Raw genomic sequence first — 18,247 nt, 5'->3', positions numbered from 1 at the left:
ATAATATAGACATTGCAAATGTAGTGCCGGATTGTCATACCGCTTTTATTGTGGCTTTCTTACTAATGAGTCAGTATTTAGTATCATATTGCAAACTGATGGCCAAAATGAGTGTGCAAAATGCGAATTATTTTTGATTTGCGATAATCTTTAGTGCGTTGTCACTGGGTAACAGTTCTAAGTGACTTTGTTCATCAAAGTACCAGCCTTTAATTAACCCTTTATCCTGCATATCGGTAAAGCTATCAATAACGACCTGAGCTTGCGTACGGGCACTACTCGCATCTAGCCCTTCTTCACGTTGTAGGTAGAGTGCAACATCTTCAATCGTGGCAGATTCTATTATATTGGACATAATATCCTCACTTTTTGTAAGAAAACTTTCCTGTATTCACTTTAGTAGTATTGTCGTGAAATCCCGTGAAAGGTAGAATGCAGAACGAATTTTTTCCAACGATTTGCCCGTTTGGTCAATTTTCTGATACTTTTATAACTATACGCTGTTGTGTTCTGTTTGGATTATCCCCCTTTGCACAATTGCCATAACTCCGAGCTTGGATCACTAAGTGCTTCTTAAAAGAAACATAAGTGTTTTAAGACAGTGACATTTTGTCACCAGGGTCGATAAAGAAATGCATCGGCCTCCCGTATTTGGAAAGGTGTTCCGTGGCGAAACAATTTGAAGATACTTATCATCGCAAGTTCTATTACTTGCGTTTGTCAGTTACAGATGTCTGTAACTTTAAATGTACATATTGCCTGCCGGATGGCTACCGTCCAGCAGAGAATAAAAAACCTTCTTTTCTAACGCTTGAAGAGATCCAACGAGTGACTGGTGCTTTTGCTGAATGTGGTACGTCTAAAGTGCGTATTACGGGTGGTGAGCCGAGTCTTCGTCGTGATTTTACCGATATCATTCGTACTGTTGCAGCGCAGCCAGGTATTACCAAAGTCGCGACCACGACAAATGGTTACCGTATGGCAAAGCATGTTAAAGAGTGGCGTGACGCTGGTTTAACGCACATTAATGTGAGTGTTGATAGTCTTGACCCTAAAATGTTTTATCAGATAACTGGTGAAAACATGTTTAATCAGGTTATGGATGGTATTGATGCAGCCTTTGATGCGGGTTTTGAGCAAGTAAAAGTGAATACCGTCTTATTGAAAGACCTTAATTCACAGCAACTCCCTCAGTTTTTAGCTTGGATTCAACATCGTCCTATTCAGCTACGTTTCATTGAATTAATGCAGACGGGTGAAATGGATGATCTCTTTACCAACCATCATGTATCAGGCGTGAGTATTCGTAATTATTTAATTGCCAATGGTTGGGTGTTGAAGCTTAAAAGCAATAACGATGGCCCTGCCCAAGTGTTTTGTCATCCTGATTATCAGGGTGAGATAGGGCTGATCATGCCTTACGAGAAAGACTTCTGTAAAAGTTGTAATCGCTTGCGCGTTTCGGCAAAAGGCAAATTGCATTTGTGTTTGTTTGGTGATCACGGCGTAGAGCTGCGTGATTTACTGCAAGAGGACGAACAACGTGATGCGCTGATTGCTCGTATTCAAGGCGGATTACAAGAAAAAGCGGTCAGCCACTTCCTTGATGAAGGTAATACCGGCATGACACCGAACTTGTCATCAATTGGCGGCTAAGTCGTCTTTTTAATCATTTTCATTTTTCTGTTTGGATTTTTAACGGATGAACCAATTTACGCACATTAATGCTTCTGGTGAAGCGAACATGGTAGACGTGTCTGCAAAGTCAGAAACGGTTAGAGAAGCGCGCGCAGAAGCTTTTGTTCATATGGCGGCTGACACATTACAGCTTATTGTTTCAGGTCAGCACCATAAAGGTGATGTGTTTGCGACAGCACGCATTGCTGGTATTCAAGCGGCAAAGAAAACATGGGATCTTATTCCACTTTGCCACCCGTTGTTGCTGTCAAAAGTTGAAGTACAACTTGAAGCCATCGAAGCGGAAAATATGGTACGCATTGAGTCTTGCTGTAAATTAGCGGGTAAGACCGGTGTTGAAATGGAAGCCCTTACGGCGGCTTCGGTTGCTGCGCTAACTATTTACGATATGTGTAAAGCCGTACAAAAAGACATGGTGATCGGACAGGTTCGTTTACTTGAAAAAACGGGCGGAAAGTCTGGGCATTTTAAGGTGGAATCATGATTAACGTACTTTTCTTTGCTCAGGTAAAAGAGCTAGTAGGGGTTGACCGCCTTGAATTAAATGCTGAATTTACTACAGCTGAAGCATTACGAAGCCACCTAGTGACACGTGGTGATAAATGGCAGCTTGCATTAGAGTCAGGAAAATTGCTGGTGGCTGTTAATCAAACAATCACAGCGTTAGATACCGAAATTAAAGACGGTGATGAAATTGCCTTCTTCCCGCCAGTAACTGGGGGATAAGCATGATTTCTGTTCAGTTTGAAGATTTTTCAGTGGCTGATGAGTATGAAAAATTAGCTCAAGGTACAGATGCGGGAGCAGTGGTTACGTTTGTCGGTAAGGTTAGAGATTTTAACCAAGGTGATAGCGTTACTGGTCTTTCTTTAGAGCATTACCCGGGAATGACAGAAAAGTCATTGGCTGAAATCGTTGAACAGGCGAGTCAACGCTGGCCATTACTGAAAACCCGCGTGATTCACCGTGTCGGTGATCTGGCATTGGGTGATCAAATTGTATTTGTTGGCGTAACCAGTGCTCACCGTGGTGCAGCATTTGAGGCATGTGAGTTCATTATGGACTTTTTGAAAACACGTGCTCCTTTTTGGAAAAAAGAACAAACGGCAGAAGAGTCTCGTTGGGTGGATGCTCGCGATACAGATACCTCTGCTGCTGATCGCTGGGAAAAATAACGCCTAGTTATAGCGCCTATATATATGGGCGCTCTATTCTTTCCTGTTCCTCCTGTTCCTCCTGTTCCTCCTGTTCCTCCTGTTCCTCCTGTTCCTCCTGTTCCTCCTGTTCCTCCTGTTCCTCCTGTTCCTCCTGTTCCTGCATAATCTTTCTTAAATATTCAGGTGTTCATTCCTAAAGCGCTGTGCTACTTTCAAAGTATAGGTATAAATAACCACTAATAATGAATGGTTATTTAATTTAAACAGCAAGGCAAGGAATGCAAAACTGCTAGGGAGTATGCTTATGATCAGGAGCGATCGTTTACTCTATGAATTAGAGCCAGATGGTTTTGGGCAAAGAAGCTGTGAAACATGGGCTCAATGGCGACCTAAGGCAAAGCAAGTACTGCCTAACTTTCCTGATGATGTACTCGAACAATGGGTTTATCGGCATTGGAAAGGGGTACTTTGTAATTGGGGGTGGCTGGATTTTCAGTCAATGCAGTTCTCTTTAGAAGAGTGGGGCTCAGAGCAAATTCAGTCAAAAATTCAAACGCCACACCAAGATGTCATTGATAAGTTGTCTGGCCGAATGCAAAATCCTATTTTTCAGCGTAGTTGGCTAGTTCAAGAGATGCAAGAGAGGGGGACTTGGCCCGTTGCGCCAATTGTCCTTCATTATGAGCGTGATTTACCCACAATGAATGGCAAGGTGCTAAAAGCTCCCTTTAATCTTATTGAAGGCCACCATCGTTTAGCTTATTTAAAACGTATGATTGTTGATGGCGTTGATACTCAGCAGACACATAAGGTATGGGTGATAAAAATTAACATGCATTAGCTGTGTGGAGTATCGTCTTAGTGCGCGAATTTAAATGAGGTAAGAGGGCGTGCGTTGCGCCCTTTTTATCTGCCTATTACAGTAATGCCTAGCCTAACTTTGATAGTTGCTTATAACAGCGACGTTCTGCAGCGTTAAGTTCCATCATAATCAGATCAATATCATTTTGCTGCTGTTTTAGCTTTTGTTGGCGTGCCTGAACAGTATTGAGCATGTCCTGTAGTTGCTTTTTTGTGCCGCTATCTGCGTCATATAAGCGAAATAACTCTTGAACCTCCATTAGAGTAAAACCTAAGCGCTTACCTCGGAGGATGAGTATTAGCCGACTTCTATCACTGCGTGAAAAAATCCGATGTTTGCCGCGACGATGCGGTTTAAGTAACCCTTGATCCTCGTAAAATCGAATACTTCTTAACGAAACAGAAAACTCCTGTGCAAGTTGAGATATTGAGTAGGTTTCGTCATGTACAACTGTTTTTGTTTCCATCTAGGCTTCCATTCAAAACATCAATACCAAACGAGTAAGTGCTGGTGGTTTATTGTTTGATATAAGGTGGCAGATCATTTCCTTGATCGTTAGCTGATGATTTCATAGCTATTGATGAATGGCAAGGAGCGCAGAAATTAGCGGATGTGTTTTAGAAAAAAGTAGCCCCTCATCATGAGGGGCTAAAAGATACGATAACGCAACCGTAAAGGCTTAATTGTTACCTTTGTTACCATCTTTGGCTTTGTGCGATGGAGGCACATAGCCGTGACGGACGCGGGAAGGACTTGGGGGTGGATAGCAACCAACGGGTCTCATATAGTATTACTCTCAAGATATAACGGAACGGGAACGGATTATTGGAATAAACTTAGTGTAATTAAGTAAATAGCCAATAAATTTATAGTAGCGTTATAAACTTGTTATAGAAATGCCTTCGTTATGAAAAGTTCACTATGTGAAAAATCAATCTATTGAATTTGTTTTATATTCGCTTTGGTTATTATGGCGTCGTGTGCCGTGCGGGAATTATATTGTTGTGCCATATTTTATATTCATGTTTCGTCTGCCTGAATGAACGTCAATATTGAAATTTTATTCAGTCAGAATGATAAAGAGTGCTAGCTGGGTTTAAAAATAGACTTTTTCTACTGCTCCAAATTGATAGTTTTGGTTAACAACGGAGGGTTCCATGAAGCATAAGCGAGTGACGAATCGTAAAATTAAACAAATGATGGACGAAATTAATCACGATGGTTTGTTTGATTCGGTTGTAAATGCTGATGATAATCAGTCAATGGTTGAAGGAAAACAGCAAACACCCAATGAAGTGCCACCCAATATTCAATTAGACAGTGAGAATAAATAAAAAAAGCGCCGAAAGGCGCTTTTTTTATGTATCAGAGTCATATCTTTAAATAAATGTTATTGACTATATGGGCTATCGTTGTGTATTTGAGTCTTTTGTGCTGATTTTTTGTTTTTTAATGAGATTAATTATTCAAAAATAAGGTTTTCTTGGCGTTATTGGCCGATATTTCTTTCTTATATGAATTTTGTGACACATTGAACTGTAACCAAACAGTCATCTAGTCACTTATTTCACATTAATGGCTATTATTAAGAATTATGTCGCTTTTTGTAATCAAAATGTGGCAACTTACTTCAATGCCTGATAATGTTTTGACCAATTCTTCGGTTTGCTTTGTGTTGCTTAGGATTAGTGATGCAAAGGTAGTTGCTTAATTATGCAACCAACTGAAGAAACTCAAGGACGTATTAAATGATGTATTGGAGTTAATGCATGTATAAGAATAAAATTACCCAAGCGCTTTTGCTTGGTGCTGGTATGACAGTTGCTGCTACCTCTTTTTCTACTATCGCGGCGGATGTTCCGGAAGATGTAAAGCTTGCGGAAAAACAAGAATTAGTTCGAGGCAACGGCACTGAAGTTGAATCACTAGACCCGCAGAAAGTATCTGGCGTCCCTGAGTCGAATGTGATTCGCGATTTGCTAGAAGGCCTAGTCAATCAAGACAGTAACGGTAAGCTGGTTGGTGGCGTAGCCGAGTCTTGGGAAACCACAGATAATCAAACTTGGGTCTTCAACCTAAGAAAAGATGCAAAATGGTCAAATGGCGATCCAGTTGTTGCTAGTGACTTTGTTTATACTTGGCAGCGTCTTGCCGATCCTAAAACTGGCTCTCCTTATGCTTCTTACCTAGAAATGACCACCATGAAAAATGCTGGTGATATCATCATGGGTAAAAAGAGCCCAGATACATTAGGCGTTGAAGCAATTGATTCGCATACCTTAAAAATCACACTTGATCAGCCTGTCCCGTACTTTGCATCAATGACAGTACACACTTCTATGAAGCCAGTTAATGCGAAGGTGGTTGAAGAGCTTGGTGATAAGTGGACTAGCCCTGAAAATTATGTTGGAAACGGTGCATATAAGCTAGATAACTGGGTGGTTAACGAGCGTATCGTGCTAACTCGAAATGACGCTTATTGGAACAATGCAGAATCAGTATTAAATAAAGTCACTTACCTACCAATTGAAAACCAAGTTGCGGAAATGAACCGTTTCCTTGCGGGTGAAGTGGATGTGACTTATGAAATGCCAAACGAACACTTTAAGCGTTTGGTAAAACAATACCCTGAAAATGTAAAAGTAACGCCATACCTATGTTCATATTACTACGAGTTTAATACGGCTAAAGCACCGTTTAATGACGCGAATGTACGTAAAGCATTGTCTTATGCAATTGACCGTGACGTGATTGCTAAATTCATTGTGGGTAAAGGTGAAACATCTGCTTATAACTTCACACCATTAGCGACGAATGGTCTTGACGTTGAAATGCCTGACTACTCGAAATTGTCTCAGAAAGAGCGAGTAGAGAAAGCAAAATCATTATTAGCTGAAGCAGGTTACGATTCAAGTAATCCACTTAAATTCGATTTACTGTATAACACCAGCGAAAACCATAAGAAGGTTGCTGTTGCTATCGCTTCAATGTGGCAGAAATCATTGGGTGTAACGGCTGTACTTGAAAACCAAGAATGGAAAAGCTACCTAGACAGCAAGCGTCAAGGTGACTTTGATGTATCACGTGCCGGTTGGTGTGGTGATTATAATGAAGCATCAACATTCTTAGCTATTATGCGTGATGGTCACTCTCAAAACTATCCTAAGTACGAGAGTGAATCTTATGATGCACTATTAGATAAAGCACTTGCTGCTGCGTCAGATAGCGATCGTTCGGCTGCGTATAAGCGTGCAGAAGCACAATTATCAAAAGATATGCCAATTATGCCTATCTATCACTATGTGAATGCACGCCTTGTTAACCCGAAACTTGGTGGTTACCCAGAGAATAATCCAGAAGATAATATCTTCAGTAAAGATCTATACATCATTGCTGATTAATAAACAGCAAGATATCTAATAAACACTGCTCTCAGGAAGAGAGCAGTGTCATTTCTAGTTTTACAGCTAGCGATTTATAAACTGTCACAGACGATAATTTAACGGTGGAATTTTATGATTAAATTCATCGCAAAACGGATTTTTGAAGCAATACCAACACTATTGGTATTAATTACAATCTCCTTTTTCTTGATGCGTTTTGCACCAGGTAACCCATTTACAACTGAACGTCCTCTCCCTCCTGAAGTGATGGCAAATATCGAGGCAAAATATGGTCTCGATAAACCTGTATTTGAGCAATACACCACATATTTAGGCAATATTGTTCAAGGCGATTTTGGCCCTTCTTTTAAATATAAAGACTTTACGGTTAACGAGTTAGTGTTTAATGCGCTACCGGTTTCAGCCAAAATTGGTTTCTTTGCCTTTATTTTTGCGTTGGTGATGGGGGTAACCGTTGGCACCATTGCCGCTTTGAAACAAAATAGTTGGATAGATTATACGATAATGTCCACCGCCATGGCCGGGGTGGTGATGCCTTCCTTTATATTGGCGCCAATACTCATTTATATATTCTCAATTAACTTGGGTTGGTTACCTGCTGGTGGTTGGAACGACGGTTCGATTAAGTACATGCTATTACCTATGATAGGTATGTCATTACTGTATGTTGCGACGTTTGCCCGTATTACCCGTGGTAGCATGATTGAGACTTTGAACAGTAATTTCATACGTACCGCACGTGCGAAAGGGTTGAGCTACCCACATATCATCTTAAAGCACGCTTTAAAGCCTGCAATGCTGCCAGTTGTTTCTTACATGGGCCCTGCATTTGTCGGCATCATCACAGGCTCTGTTGTTATTGAAACCATTTTTGGGTTACCCGGTATTGGTAAACTGTTTGTGAATGCTGCTTTTAACCGTGACTACTCTTTGGTGCTAGGTATTACCATTCTTATTGGTACTTTGACCATTATGTTCAACGCCATTGTCGATATTGTACTGGCGTACATTGATCCGAAAATTCGTTATTAAGGGGCCGAACAATATGATGCTGACTAAAAAAGACAACATAGAGGCCATCGAGAAATTTTCAGAGCAATTGGATATCGAAGGCCGTAGCCTGTGGCAAGATGCGCGAATTCGTTTTATGCGTAACAAAGCCGCAATGATTAGCTTGGCTATTCTGACCATGATTACCCTTGCAGTGATTTTTGGCCCGATGTTTAGTTCATATGCGTTTGATGATACTGACTGGTATGCCTTACATGCAGCACCAAGCCTTGGCGCGGAAGGCCATTTTTTTGGAACCGATAGCTTAGGTCGTGACTTATATACCCGAACCTTAGTCGGAGGGCGGATCTCCTTAATGGTGGGGATCATGGGAGCATTCGTTGCGGTAACCATTGGTACGTTGTATGGCGCTGCTTCTGGGTACATTGGTGGTCGAACGGATCGCGTTATGATGCGCGTAATTGAGATTCTATACTCCATCCCATTTATGTTCTTTGTGATTGTGCTTGTGACATTCTTTGGCCGAAATATCATGCTGATTTTTGTGGCCATAGGTGCAATCTCTTGGCTTGATATGGCACGTATCGTACGTGGTCAGACATTGTCACTCCGTAGCAAGGAATTTATTGAAGCTGCGCATGTGTCTGGTGTTAGCCAGTGGCGAATAATTACACGCCACATTGTGCCAAATGTGCTGGGTATTGTTGCGGTGTATTCGACCTTGCTCGTACCGTCGATGATTCTAACGGAATCATTCTTGAGCTTCCTTGGGCTTGGCGTTCAAGAGCCAATGACAAGCTGGGGCGCACTGCTGCAAGAAGGGGCTCAAACAATGGAAGTGGCCATCTGGCAACTCTTGTTCCCTGCTGCCTTTATGGTCGTGACGTTGTTCTGCTTTAACTATGTGGGTGACGGTTTACGTGACGCACTGGATCCAAAAGACAGATAAGAATAAGGCAAACTTTAGTTCACTGCTGGATGGTGGCAGTGAATTAAAGATGAATAAGTATAAGGAAGTATTATGAGCTTATTAGATGTCAAAGATCTACGCGTGGAATTTAAAACCCAAGACGGCATTGTTACCGCGGTAAATGATCTAAATTTCTCATTAAATCAGGGTGAAACCCTTGGTATCGTTGGTGAATCTGGCTCAGGTAAAAGCCAGACTGTTTTCGCAATCATGGGTCTCTTAGCCAAAAATGGCATGATTAGCGGCAGTGCTAAATTTGAAGGCCGCGATATTCTTAATTTGCCAGAAAAAGAGTTAAATAAGATACGTGCTGAGCAAATCGCGATGATTTTCCAAGATCCGATGACCTCGTTAAACCCCTACATGAAAGTTAGCGATCAGCTAATGGAAGTACTCATGCTTCATAAAGGGATGGGAAAAGCAGAGGCATTCGAGGAAAGTGTTCGTATGCTAGACGCCGTTAAAATTCCTGAAGCGCGCAAACGTATTTTGATGTACCCCCATGAATTCTCAGGTGGTATGCGTCAACGTGTAATGATTGCGATGGCGTTATTGTGTCGCCCTAAATTACTGATTGCCGATGAGCCGACAACCGCACTAGATGTGACGGTACAGGCACAAATCATGGAAATGATGAATGAGCTAAAGAGCGATTTCAATACTGCCATTATCATGATCACCCACGATCTTGGTGTTGTTGCTGGTAGCTGCGATAAAGTACTTGTGATGTATGCTGGCCGAACGATGGAGTACGGTAAGATCAATGAAATCTTCTATCAGCCCTCTCACCCATATACTGAAGGCTTATTGAAAGCGATCCCTCGTTTAGATACCGAAGGCGAGGAGCTACCGACGATCCCTGGTAACCCACCTAACTTGCTGAGCTTACCTGTTGGTTGCCCTTACCAAGAGCGTTGCCATAGGGTATCAAGCCGCTGCCATCAAGAGGCTCCAGAGCTAAAAGCGTTTAGCGAAGGGCGTTTACGTGCGTGTTTTTCTGATATGGGGACGTGGTAATGGAAGCACATAAAAATCTACTGCTTGATATCCAAAACCTAAAAGTGCATTTCAACATCGCACAAAAGTCAGCTTGGCCTTGGACAAAACCATTAACTCTTAAAGCTGTTGATGGCGTAGGTATTCGCCTTTACGAAGGAGAAACACTCGGTGTCGTTGGCGAGTCGGGTTGTGGAAAATCGACGTTTGCTCGCGCTGTTATTGGTTTGGTCGAAGCGACAGAAGGTAGCGTTGTTTGGCTAGGACAAGACCTAACCAAGCTTGATCACAAAGCAATGCGTGAGAAGCGTAAAGATATTCAGATGATATTCCAAGATCCATTGGCTTCATTGAACCCTCGAATGACAGTTGGCGAAATTATTGCGGAGCCATTAAAAGCTTATTTCCCAGACTTATCAAAAGAGGACGTTAAAGCCCAAGTCAGAGCGATGATGACGAAGGTTGGTCTATTACCCAATGTGATTAACCGTTACCCGCATGAGTTCTCTGGTGGGCAGTGTCAACGAATCGGTATTGCGCGTGCATTGATCTTAAAACCCAAAATGATCATTTGTGATGAGCCTGTGTCAGCGTTGGATGTTTCTATTCAGGCACAGGTAGTCAATCTACTTAAATCACTGCAAAAAGAGATGGGCTTAAGCCTTATTTTTATCGCGCATGATCTTTCAGTGGTAAAACACATCTCTGACCGAGTGTTGGTTATGTACTTGGGCAATGCCGTTGAGATGGGGGAGTCTGATGCGCTCTTTAGCGAGCCGAAGCACCCTTATACCAAAGCGCTGATGTCTGCAGTGCCTATTCCAGACCCTGATCTAGAACGTAATAAACATATCGAGCTCCTTGAAGGTGAATTGCCATCACCAATGAGCCCGCCATCAGGTTGTGTGTTCAGAACGCGATGTCCTGTTGCTACGGCATCGTGTGCGGAGAAAAAACCGCAACTAGAAGGGAATGATATTCACGCGGTCTCTTGCTTGAATGCCCATTAATTTAAGCCTGTGACAGGCTTTAAGCGCGAGGTAAAATCCGCGCTTTTTTTATCACGATCGGGTGACATTATTCTTTGGTAACGTAAAAACACCGAGCAATAGCTCGGTGTTTTGTTTTTAGTGTTTGATCGGTGGCAAGCTTAGTCGGCAGGGTACCAGTAGCCGTGATTAACCAACTGAGTTAAAAGCGCAACAAAAGCAGGGTGATCGAGTAACTGGCCTAGCATCTCTTGTGTGATGTTTTCTTCATCACACAGATAAGTAGCCGCTTTGCCACATTCTTCGGGTAGTTCATACCTATCGCCATTGATATACAATACATGTGATTGCTCAGGGAAGTAGAATGCACGAAGCCCCCCCAGACGTTTCATCACCTCACCACTTTCTAAAAACTGGTAGGTTTCAGCACTTTGCCACGGTGGTTCTGCCGAGATAATATCAAGTTCATGTCGGCTATTACTGAGGTGCTCCCCCATCCACTGCTTCATCATTTGAGGATGGTCAAGCAAGCTGCGCATCATGGCCTCTAAGTCTTGGGCTTCACTTTCTAAGATAGCACCAGGCGTTTTACGAGCTGGTAGAGCGGGGTTGTGATAATGCACATCACCGACTTCATTGGCGATGACAAAGTCAGCAAAACTGCTGAGCAGCTCTTGTTTCTTCGGTGAGCGGAAGCCGACAGAAAAGCTCATCGATGTATCAATGGCATAGCCATCATGCGGAAAGCCTGGTGGAATATAAAGAATATCGCCAGGCTCAAGAATATCATCGAGAATGGGTTCGAAGCTTTTTATTTGACGTAACCCAGAGTGACCAAATTCTTCTTCATAATCATCTTTTTTCGGGCCGACTCGCCAGTGGCGCTTACCTGAGCCTTGAATAATAAAGACATCGTATTGGTCAATGTGTGCCCCAACACCACCGCCGGGTGTGGAATAACTGATCATCAAGTCGTCGAATAACCAATTGGGCAACTGACGAAAAGGGGTGATCAAACTCGCAGCACCTTCATGCCAGTGATTCGCCGCCTGAACAATGAATGACCAATTATCTTCTGGCACCTTATCAAAGGTTAAAGGGCCATGGCGAACATCCCATTTACTACGGTGTTTAGCGACGTAACGGGAGTCGACTTCTTCTTCCATCGCAAGACCAGCAAGTTCATCTGCACTAATCGGATCGACGAAGTTTTTAAAGCCGCCTTTAATGATTGTTGGTTTTTTTTGCCAGAATTCAGCAAGGAATTCATCGAATGAGAAGCTGAGTTGATACATATTATTGGCTTTTTTAGCTGACTATTATCGCGGATTATACTCTTTATTTGGTTAATACCAATCAGCAGTGATTGAGAGAGGTGTATGAGAGGGCTAAAACGTAAAAAGGCCAGCGAATGCTGGCCTTGAAGTCGAATCGTGAGCTATTTTACAAATAGCCTGCGATTACAGCTTATCAGTAAGCTTAATAGCATCACCGATGTAGTTTGCTGGCGTCATTTCTTTTAGACGTACTTTTTCGTGCTCAGGAAGCTCAAGACCGTCAATGAATACGCGCATGCCTTCACCGTCAACACGCTTACCACGAGTTAGCTCTTTTAGCTTCTCGTATGGCTTTTCGATACCGTAGCGGCGCATAACAGTTTGTACTGGTTCAGCCAATACTTCCCAGTTACGATCCAGCTCAGCTTCTAGTGCTGCTTGGTTAACTTCTAGCTTGCTAATACCTTTCAGTGTTGACGTGTATGCAATGATTGCATAGCCACAACCAACACCTAGGTTACGCAGAACCGTTGAATCTGTTAGGTCACGCTGCCAGCGAGAAACAGGTAGTTTCTGTGCTAGGTGGTTGAACATAGCGTTTGCTAGACCAAGGTTACCTTCAGAGTTTTCGAAGTCGATTGGGTTAACTTTGTGTGGCATGGTTGAAGAACCGATTTCACCAGCGATCGTCTTCTGCTTGAAGTGACCGAGTGCAATGTAGCCCCAAACGTCACGGTCGAAGTCTAGAAGAATCGTGTTGAAACGAGCAATTGCATCAAACAGTTCTGCGATGTAATCGTGCGGTTCAATCTGAGTTGTGTATGGGTTCCAAGTAACGCCAAGAGATTCAGTAATGAATTCTTCGCTGAACTGGTGCCAGTCAACTTCAGGGTAAGCAGAGATGTGTGCGTTGTAGTTACCTACAGCACCGTTGATTTTCGCTAGAATTTCAACGTTCTCGATTTGCTTGAATTGACGTTCCATGCGGTATGCAACGTTTGCCATTTCTTTACCCATCGTTGATGGAGAAGCTGGCTGACCGTGGGTACGTGAAAGAAGCGGTATTTCACGGTATTCGTTAGCAAGGCCTTTAATCGCATCAATAACATTGCGAATTTCTGGCAAAATCACTGTTTCACGTGCTTCGTGAAGCATTAGTGCGTGAGACGTGTTGTTGATATCTTCAGATGTACATGCAAAGTGAATAAATTCATTTACTGCGTGCAACTCTGGTACTTCAGCTACTTTTTCTTTCAGGAAGTATTCAACAGCTTTTACATCATGGTTTGTTGTGCGCTCGATCGTTTTGATACGTAGTGCATCTTCTTCGCTAAATTCAGCGGCAACGCGATTTAGGAAAGCGTTAGCTTCGTCGCTGAATGCAGGAACTTCCACGATAGCATCAGTAGCGGCTAGCTTTTGTAGCCAACGGATTTCAACAATAGTACGGTACTTAAGTAAACCAAATTCACTGAAAATACTGCGCAGTGCAATTGTTTTACTTCCGTAGCGGCCGTCTACCGGGGAAACAGCAGTCAATGCTGACAGTTCCATGTTGATCTCTCCTGATTTGTGAGTTTAAAACGATGTATTACAGTCTCTTTGAACAGTCAAAAAGACAAAATAAAATGCTGGAACGAGGCCCCAGCAGTTAGAAAAATTAGCAGCGGGCGAGCAATATTTTTGCTTGCTCAACCATTTGCTTGCGTCCGAAGATGAGATGGCGGCGCTTGCCACCAACTTGACGCCAAAGTACAGCCGCACGAATAGCTGACAGTAATAATGCACGTACTTTATGTTGTACGGCTTGCTGCTGAAGGTGCGCAGGTGTACCTGTTACCTGAATGCGAGGGCCTAATGGGCTGATTACATCAAGGTAAATGCTGGCCAAATTACTGACCATTTGATCTTCTAGAAGATCGAAGTGGTCGATTTGGCGTTTAGCCGTATCAATACGATCACCAAGTTGAGACATGCTGTCACGGCGACTGGCAAGCTTACGCTCAAGTGCCATCACACTGACCAAGTAGCGTGTCATTTCATTACCTGATGGGGTGTTATCAATTTCAGCTGATAACGCTTCTAGGCCCATGCGCAGGTTAGCTTCATTACCATAAATTTCGATGGTATTTGATGGTTCAGTGATCACAATACTGTTTAGGCTGGCAGCCAAAATATCTTGGTCACAATGACCATCTCGAGCAATTTTCTGAACAAGTTTTACCGCTTGGCAAATCCCGGCAAAAGCAATGGTACGGTCATATACAGTGTGTGCCATGTGCGTTAACTCCCTTAGATACGCTTCTCGATAATACCGCCGCCCAAACAGACTTCGCCACTATAAAAAACAGCTGACTGGCCTGGTGTTACCGCAATTTGTGGCTCATCAAAGATCACTTTGATGTTTTCATCATCAACCGGGATGATGGTGCAAGAAATATCTTGTTGGCGGTAACGTGTTTTTACGGTACATGATAGTGGTTCACGGATTGGTTGACGGTCTACCCAGTGCAACTGGCCAGCAATCAAACCATCAGATTTAAGGCGAGGGTGGTCTTTACCTTGGCCTACAATTAGAACATTACGCTTCACGTCTTTATCAACGACGTACCATGCATCTTCGTTACCGCCGCCGCCTTTCTGGCCGCCAATATGCAAACCTTTACGCTGACCAAGCGTGTGGTACATTAGCCCTTGGTGTTCGCCAATGACTTGACCTTCGTCAGCGGTTTCAATCTTGCCAGGTTGAGCCGGTAAGTATTTACCTAGGAATTCAGTGAATTTACGTTCACCAATGAAGCAAATACCCGTTGAATCTTTTTTCTTCGCAGTGATCAAATCTTGCTCTTCAGCAATTCGGCGTACTTCTGGCTTCTCTAGCTCACCCACAGGGAAAAGGCTGCGAGCAATTTGCTCGTGGCTTAGGGTATAAAGGAAGTAGCTTTGATCTTTATTGTTATCAACACCGCGTAGCATTTGTGGCTTATCGCCTTCTGCACTTGGGAAGCTACGACGGGTATAATGACCCATCGCGATGTAGTCTGCTTCAAGTACTTCGTCAGCAAACTCCAAAAACGCTTTGAATTTGATTTCTTTATTACAAAGAATATCAGGGTTTGGTGTACGCCCTGCTTTGTATTCGGCTAAGAAATACTCGAAGACGTTGTCCCAGTACTCAGCTGCAAAATTAATGGTGTGCAGGTGAATACCCAATTTGTCACATACAGCTTGTGCGTCAGCGAGATCTTCTGCGGCAGAACAATACTCTTCGTTATCGTCCTCTTCCCAGTTCTTCATGAACAGGCCTTCCACTTGGTAGCCCTGTTGAAGTAGCAAGTAAGCGGATACAGAGGAATCAACGCCGCCGGACATGCCGACTATGACTTTTTTCTGGCTGTTATCTGACATATTTCTCTTCAGTCGTTTAATAGTGTTAAGGGCGTAATTCTAACAGAAAGCTTTTTCGCGAAACAGAGCGAGAGCCTAATCACACTTTATTAATTTGCCTATCTTCAGTTCAGAGCAAACTTTCATAGTTGAAAGTGCTATAACTCGATTCAGTGGCCGACTTTAAAAAGGACGCAAACGTTTGCTTTGTGGCGGCAATAATAGATTAGCTAGACACAAATGTGTAGCGCTTTTCGTTTTTTGATGAAAAAATCACTAGTAGGCCGTCGAGTACCAAAACGAAAAAGCGCAGCCTAATTCAGAACAATTGGGTTGCACTTTAATGTTAGTGGTTAGCCTAGTGTGACTTCTCGCCATTCACCTGGCGCGAGGTCTTTCACTGTCCACTCTGCCATTTTATAACGTATTAAGCGAAGTGTTGGATAGCCAATATGTGCAGTCATGCGTCGAACTTGACGGTTACGACCTTCTTGCAATGTGATCGCGATCCATGTGGTTGGAATATTTTTCCGTTCACGGATCGGTGGAATACGCTCCCAAATATCAGGGCTGTCAATACGCTCAATGCCGGCGGGCAAAGTCGGCCCATCTTTTAGAGTGACGCCTAAGCGGAGTTTCTCTAAATCCTCATCACTTGGTGCGCCTTCAACCTGAACCCAATACACTTTCGGCTGCTTTGACTTTGGTTGAGTCAATTGGGCTTGAAGCACACCATCGTTAGTTAGTACTAACAGTCCTTCACTGTCTTTATCTAATCGCCCTGCAGGGTACACATCTTTAACAGGCACAAAATCAGAGAGGGTTTTATCGCCCGGTTCCCCAGTGAATTGGGTAAGAACGTTAAAAGGTTTGTTAAATATTATGATCTTCTGCGGTCCGCGCGGCCGCTTTGGTTTATTTAATTTTCTTGAAGGTCGACGCTCATTATTAGAACGTTTTTGTTGACGTGGTGAGGTATTTGGCTTCATAAATAGCGTGTTGTACTAGGAAGTAGTAAATCGACATGCCCATTATACTCGAAAAATCACACGAGTGGCGTATCGATAATTTTTCAAGTATGATTTGCGCGCATCTTACAAAAAGATAACAAATGGACGCTAGGAGATTTAAATGGATAGTAAAGTAGTTGTACCAGCTGAAGGTCAGAAAATCACTCTGGATTCTGAAGGTAAACTGGTCGTTCCTAACAACCCAGTCATTCCTTATATTGAAGGTGATGGTATTGGTGTTGATGTAAGCCCTGCAATGATCAAAGTTGTTGATGCTGCAGTAAACAAAGCCTACGCTGGTGACCGTAAAATTGCGTGGATGGAAATCTTTACTGGTGAGAAGTCAACTCAAGTTTATGGTGAAGATGCTTGGCTACCGCAAGAAACGCTTGATTTCATCCGCGAATATAAAGTAGCGATTAAAGGTCCACTGACGACACCAGTTGGTGGCGGTATTCGCTCGCTAAACGTTGCTCTACGTCAAGAGCTTGACCTATATATCTGTGTTCGTCCTGTACGTTACTTTGACGGCGTACCGAGTCCACTAAAACAGCCAGAATTAACCGATATGGTTATCTACCGTGAAAACTCGGAAGATATCTATGCGGGTGTTGAATTCAAAGCTGGCACAGAAGAGTCTGATAAGGTTATCAAATTCCTTCAAGAAGAAATGGGCGCAACAAAGATCCGTTTCACACAGCAGTGTGGTATCGGTATCAAGCCAATTTCAGAAGAGGGAACAAAGCGTCTGATTCGTGCTTCGTTACAATACACTATTGATAACGATCGTGATTCACTGACGTTGGTTCACAAAGGTAACATCATGAAGTTCACCGAAGGTGCCTTCAAAGATTGGGGTTACGAAGTAGCAGCAGAAGAGTTTGGTGCAGAGCTGCTTGATGGTGGTCCTTGGATGACATTCAAAAATCCAAAGACTGGCAAAGAAATCGTTGTTAAAGATAGCATCGCAGATGCATTCCTACAGCAGATTCTACTTCGCCCAGCTGAATACGATGTTATTGCAACGATGAACCTTAATGGTGACTACGTTTCTGATGCACTCGCTGCTCAAGTTGGTGGTATTGGTATCGCACCAGGTGCAAACATTGGTGATGGTGTTGCACTATTTGAAGCGACGCACGGTACGGCACCAAAATATGCGGGCCAGGATAAAGTAAACCCAGGTTCGTTGATTCTTTCTGCAGAAATGATGCTACGCCACCTAGGCTGGGTAGAAGCGGCAGATCTAATCATCAGCTCAATGGAATCGGCGATTAGCAATAAAACTGTTACTTATGATTTTGAGCGCCAGATGGAAGGTGCAACATTGCGTAAGTGTTCAGAGTTTGCTGACGACATGATTGAACAAATGTAATTTAAGTTACATTTAGCATGCCAAAGCCCGGTGATAACACCGGGTTTTTTTATGTCTGCAGATCAAGCACGATGACTTTCGATACACATCAATCTTTTATTATTAATCTCT

Annotated in this window: 20 protein-coding genes and 1 riboswitch; of the genes, 12 read left to right on the top strand and 8 right to left on the bottom strand. The window is 43.0% G+C overall.

Features of this window, described 5'->3' with window-relative positions:
• Positions 1-127 precede the first annotated feature (127 nt).
• Positions 128-355 (bottom strand): hypothetical protein, encoded by a 228-nt coding sequence (locus tag L4D78_RS21610; RefSeq protein ID WP_428468830.1) that lies wholly within the window; start codon positions 353-355, stop codon positions 128-130.
• A gap of 179 nt (positions 356-534) precedes the next feature.
• A riboswitch (molybdenum cofactor riboswitch) is annotated at positions 535-678 on the top strand.
• Here L4D78_RS21610 and moaA point away from each other — a divergent pair.
• The 4 genes from moaA (at position 667) to moaE (ending at position 2,873) form a co-directional block, all read left to right on the top strand.
• Positions 667-1,656 (top strand): GTP 3',8-cyclase MoaA, encoded by a 990-nt coding sequence (gene moaA, locus L4D78_RS21605; RefSeq protein WP_428468829.1) that lies wholly within the window; start codon positions 667-669, stop codon positions 1,654-1,656. It overlaps the preceding riboswitch by 12 nt.
• A gap of 46 nt (positions 1,657-1,702) precedes the next feature.
• Positions 1,703-2,182, top strand: a complete 480-nt coding sequence (moaC, locus tag L4D78_RS21600; RefSeq protein WP_428468828.1) for a cyclic pyranopterin monophosphate synthase MoaC — start codon at positions 1,703-1,705, stop codon at positions 2,180-2,182.
• A complete protein-coding gene (gene moaD / locus L4D78_RS21595; protein ID WP_428457329.1) occupies positions 2,179-2,424 on the top strand; it encodes a molybdopterin synthase sulfur carrier subunit in 246 nt (81 codons plus the stop codon). The genes moaC and moaD overlap by 4 nt, the downstream gene beginning before the upstream one ends.
• A gap of 2 nt (positions 2,425-2,426) precedes the next feature.
• Positions 2,427-2,873 carry a molybdopterin synthase catalytic subunit MoaE gene (moaE, locus tag L4D78_RS21590; protein ID WP_428468827.1) on the top strand — a complete coding sequence of 149 codons (447 nt, stop codon included), beginning with the start codon at positions 2,427-2,429 and terminating at the stop codon, positions 2,871-2,873.
• 16 nt (positions 2,874-2,889) lie between these two features.
• Here the strand turns inward: moaE and L4D78_RS21585 are convergent, their stop codons facing one another.
• Positions 2,890-3,018: a hypothetical protein gene (locus tag L4D78_RS21585; RefSeq protein WP_428468826.1), complete on the bottom strand. Its 129-nt coding sequence runs from the start codon at positions 3,016-3,018 to the stop codon at positions 2,890-2,892.
• Between the two features lie 141 nt (positions 3,019-3,159).
• Between L4D78_RS21585 and L4D78_RS21580 the strand changes: the two genes are divergently transcribed.
• A complete protein-coding gene (locus tag L4D78_RS21580) occupies positions 3,160-3,696 on the top strand; it encodes a hypothetical protein (RefSeq protein ID WP_428468825.1) in 537 nt (178 codons plus the stop codon).
• An 88-nt stretch (positions 3,697-3,784) separates the two neighbouring features.
• Here the strand turns inward: L4D78_RS21580 and L4D78_RS21575 are convergent, their stop codons facing one another.
• Positions 3,785-4,183, bottom strand: a complete 399-nt coding sequence (locus L4D78_RS21575; protein WP_428468824.1) for a MerR family transcriptional regulator — start codon at positions 4,181-4,183, stop codon at positions 3,785-3,787.
• 691 nt (positions 4,184-4,874) lie between these two features.
• Here L4D78_RS21575 and L4D78_RS21570 point away from each other — a divergent pair.
• From L4D78_RS21570 to oppF, 6 genes are all read left to right on the top strand, one after another.
• Positions 4,875-5,051 carry a hypothetical protein gene (locus L4D78_RS21570; RefSeq protein ID WP_428468823.1) on the top strand — a complete coding sequence of 59 codons (177 nt, stop codon included), beginning with the start codon at positions 4,875-4,877 and terminating at the stop codon, positions 5,049-5,051.
• Positions 5,052-5,486: 435 nt separating this feature from the next.
• Complete coding sequence (locus L4D78_RS21565; protein ID WP_428468822.1) at positions 5,487-7,118, top strand: ABC transporter substrate-binding protein; 1,632 nt, start codon at positions 5,487-5,489, stop codon at positions 7,116-7,118.
• A gap of 114 nt (positions 7,119-7,232) precedes the next feature.
• Complete coding sequence (gene oppB, locus L4D78_RS21560) at positions 7,233-8,153, top strand: oligopeptide ABC transporter permease OppB (RefSeq protein ID WP_428468821.1); 921 nt, start codon at positions 7,233-7,235, stop codon at positions 8,151-8,153.
• Between the two features lie 16 nt (positions 8,154-8,169).
• Positions 8,170-9,081 carry an oligopeptide ABC transporter permease OppC gene (gene oppC / locus L4D78_RS21555; protein WP_428468859.1) on the top strand — a complete coding sequence of 304 codons (912 nt, stop codon included), beginning with the start codon at positions 8,170-8,172 and terminating at the stop codon, positions 9,079-9,081.
• A gap of 72 nt (positions 9,082-9,153) precedes the next feature.
• Entirely contained in the window at positions 9,154-10,119 is a 966-nt protein-coding gene (locus tag L4D78_RS21550) for an ABC transporter ATP-binding protein (RefSeq protein ID WP_428468820.1), read from the top strand.
• Positions 10,119-11,108: a murein tripeptide/oligopeptide ABC transporter ATP binding protein OppF gene (gene oppF, locus L4D78_RS21545; protein ID WP_428468819.1), complete on the top strand. Its 990-nt coding sequence runs from the start codon at positions 10,119-10,121 to the stop codon at positions 11,106-11,108. Before L4D78_RS21550 ends, oppF begins: the two co-directional genes overlap by 1 nt.
• Positions 11,109-11,248: 140 nt before the next feature.
• On the opposite strand, the gene L4D78_RS21540 is transcribed toward oppF, so the two are convergent.
• The 5 genes from L4D78_RS21540 to L4D78_RS21520 form a co-directional block, all read right to left on the bottom strand.
• Positions 11,249-12,382 (bottom strand): ribosomal protein uL16 3-hydroxylase, encoded by a 1,134-nt coding sequence (locus L4D78_RS21540; protein WP_428468818.1) that lies wholly within the window; start codon positions 12,380-12,382, stop codon positions 11,249-11,251.
• A gap of 165 nt (positions 12,383-12,547) precedes the next feature.
• Complete coding sequence (purB, locus tag L4D78_RS21535; protein ID WP_428468817.1) at positions 12,548-13,918, bottom strand: adenylosuccinate lyase; 1,371 nt, start codon at positions 13,916-13,918, stop codon at positions 12,548-12,550.
• Between the two features lie 106 nt (positions 13,919-14,024).
• Positions 14,025-14,642: a high frequency lysogenization protein HflD gene (hflD, locus tag L4D78_RS21530; protein WP_428468816.1), complete on the bottom strand. Its 618-nt coding sequence runs from the start codon at positions 14,640-14,642 to the stop codon at positions 14,025-14,027.
• A gap of 14 nt (positions 14,643-14,656) precedes the next feature.
• A complete protein-coding gene (gene mnmA, locus L4D78_RS21525; protein ID WP_428468858.1) occupies positions 14,657-15,784 on the bottom strand; it encodes a tRNA 2-thiouridine(34) synthase MnmA in 1,128 nt (375 codons plus the stop codon).
• Positions 15,785-16,104: 320 nt separating this feature from the next.
• Entirely contained in the window at positions 16,105-16,740 is a 636-nt protein-coding gene (locus tag L4D78_RS21520) for a pseudouridine synthase (protein ID WP_428468815.1), read from the bottom strand.
• A gap of 142 nt (positions 16,741-16,882) precedes the next feature.
• On the opposite strand from L4D78_RS21520, the gene icd reads away from it, so the two are divergent.
• A complete protein-coding gene (icd, locus tag L4D78_RS21515; protein ID WP_428468814.1) occupies positions 16,883-18,136 on the top strand; it encodes an NADP-dependent isocitrate dehydrogenase in 1,254 nt (417 codons plus the stop codon).
• Positions 18,137-18,247 lie beyond the last annotated feature (111 nt).

Source organism: Photobacterium minamisatsumaniensis, from assembly GCF_050336695.1.
In the GTDB taxonomy this organism is placed as follows: Bacteria; Pseudomonadota; Gammaproteobacteria; order Enterobacterales; family Vibrionaceae; genus Photobacterium; species Photobacterium minamisatsumaniensis.
Note: the sequence above shows the minus strand (reverse complement) of the source record. Positions and strands in the feature narration are given on the sequence as shown.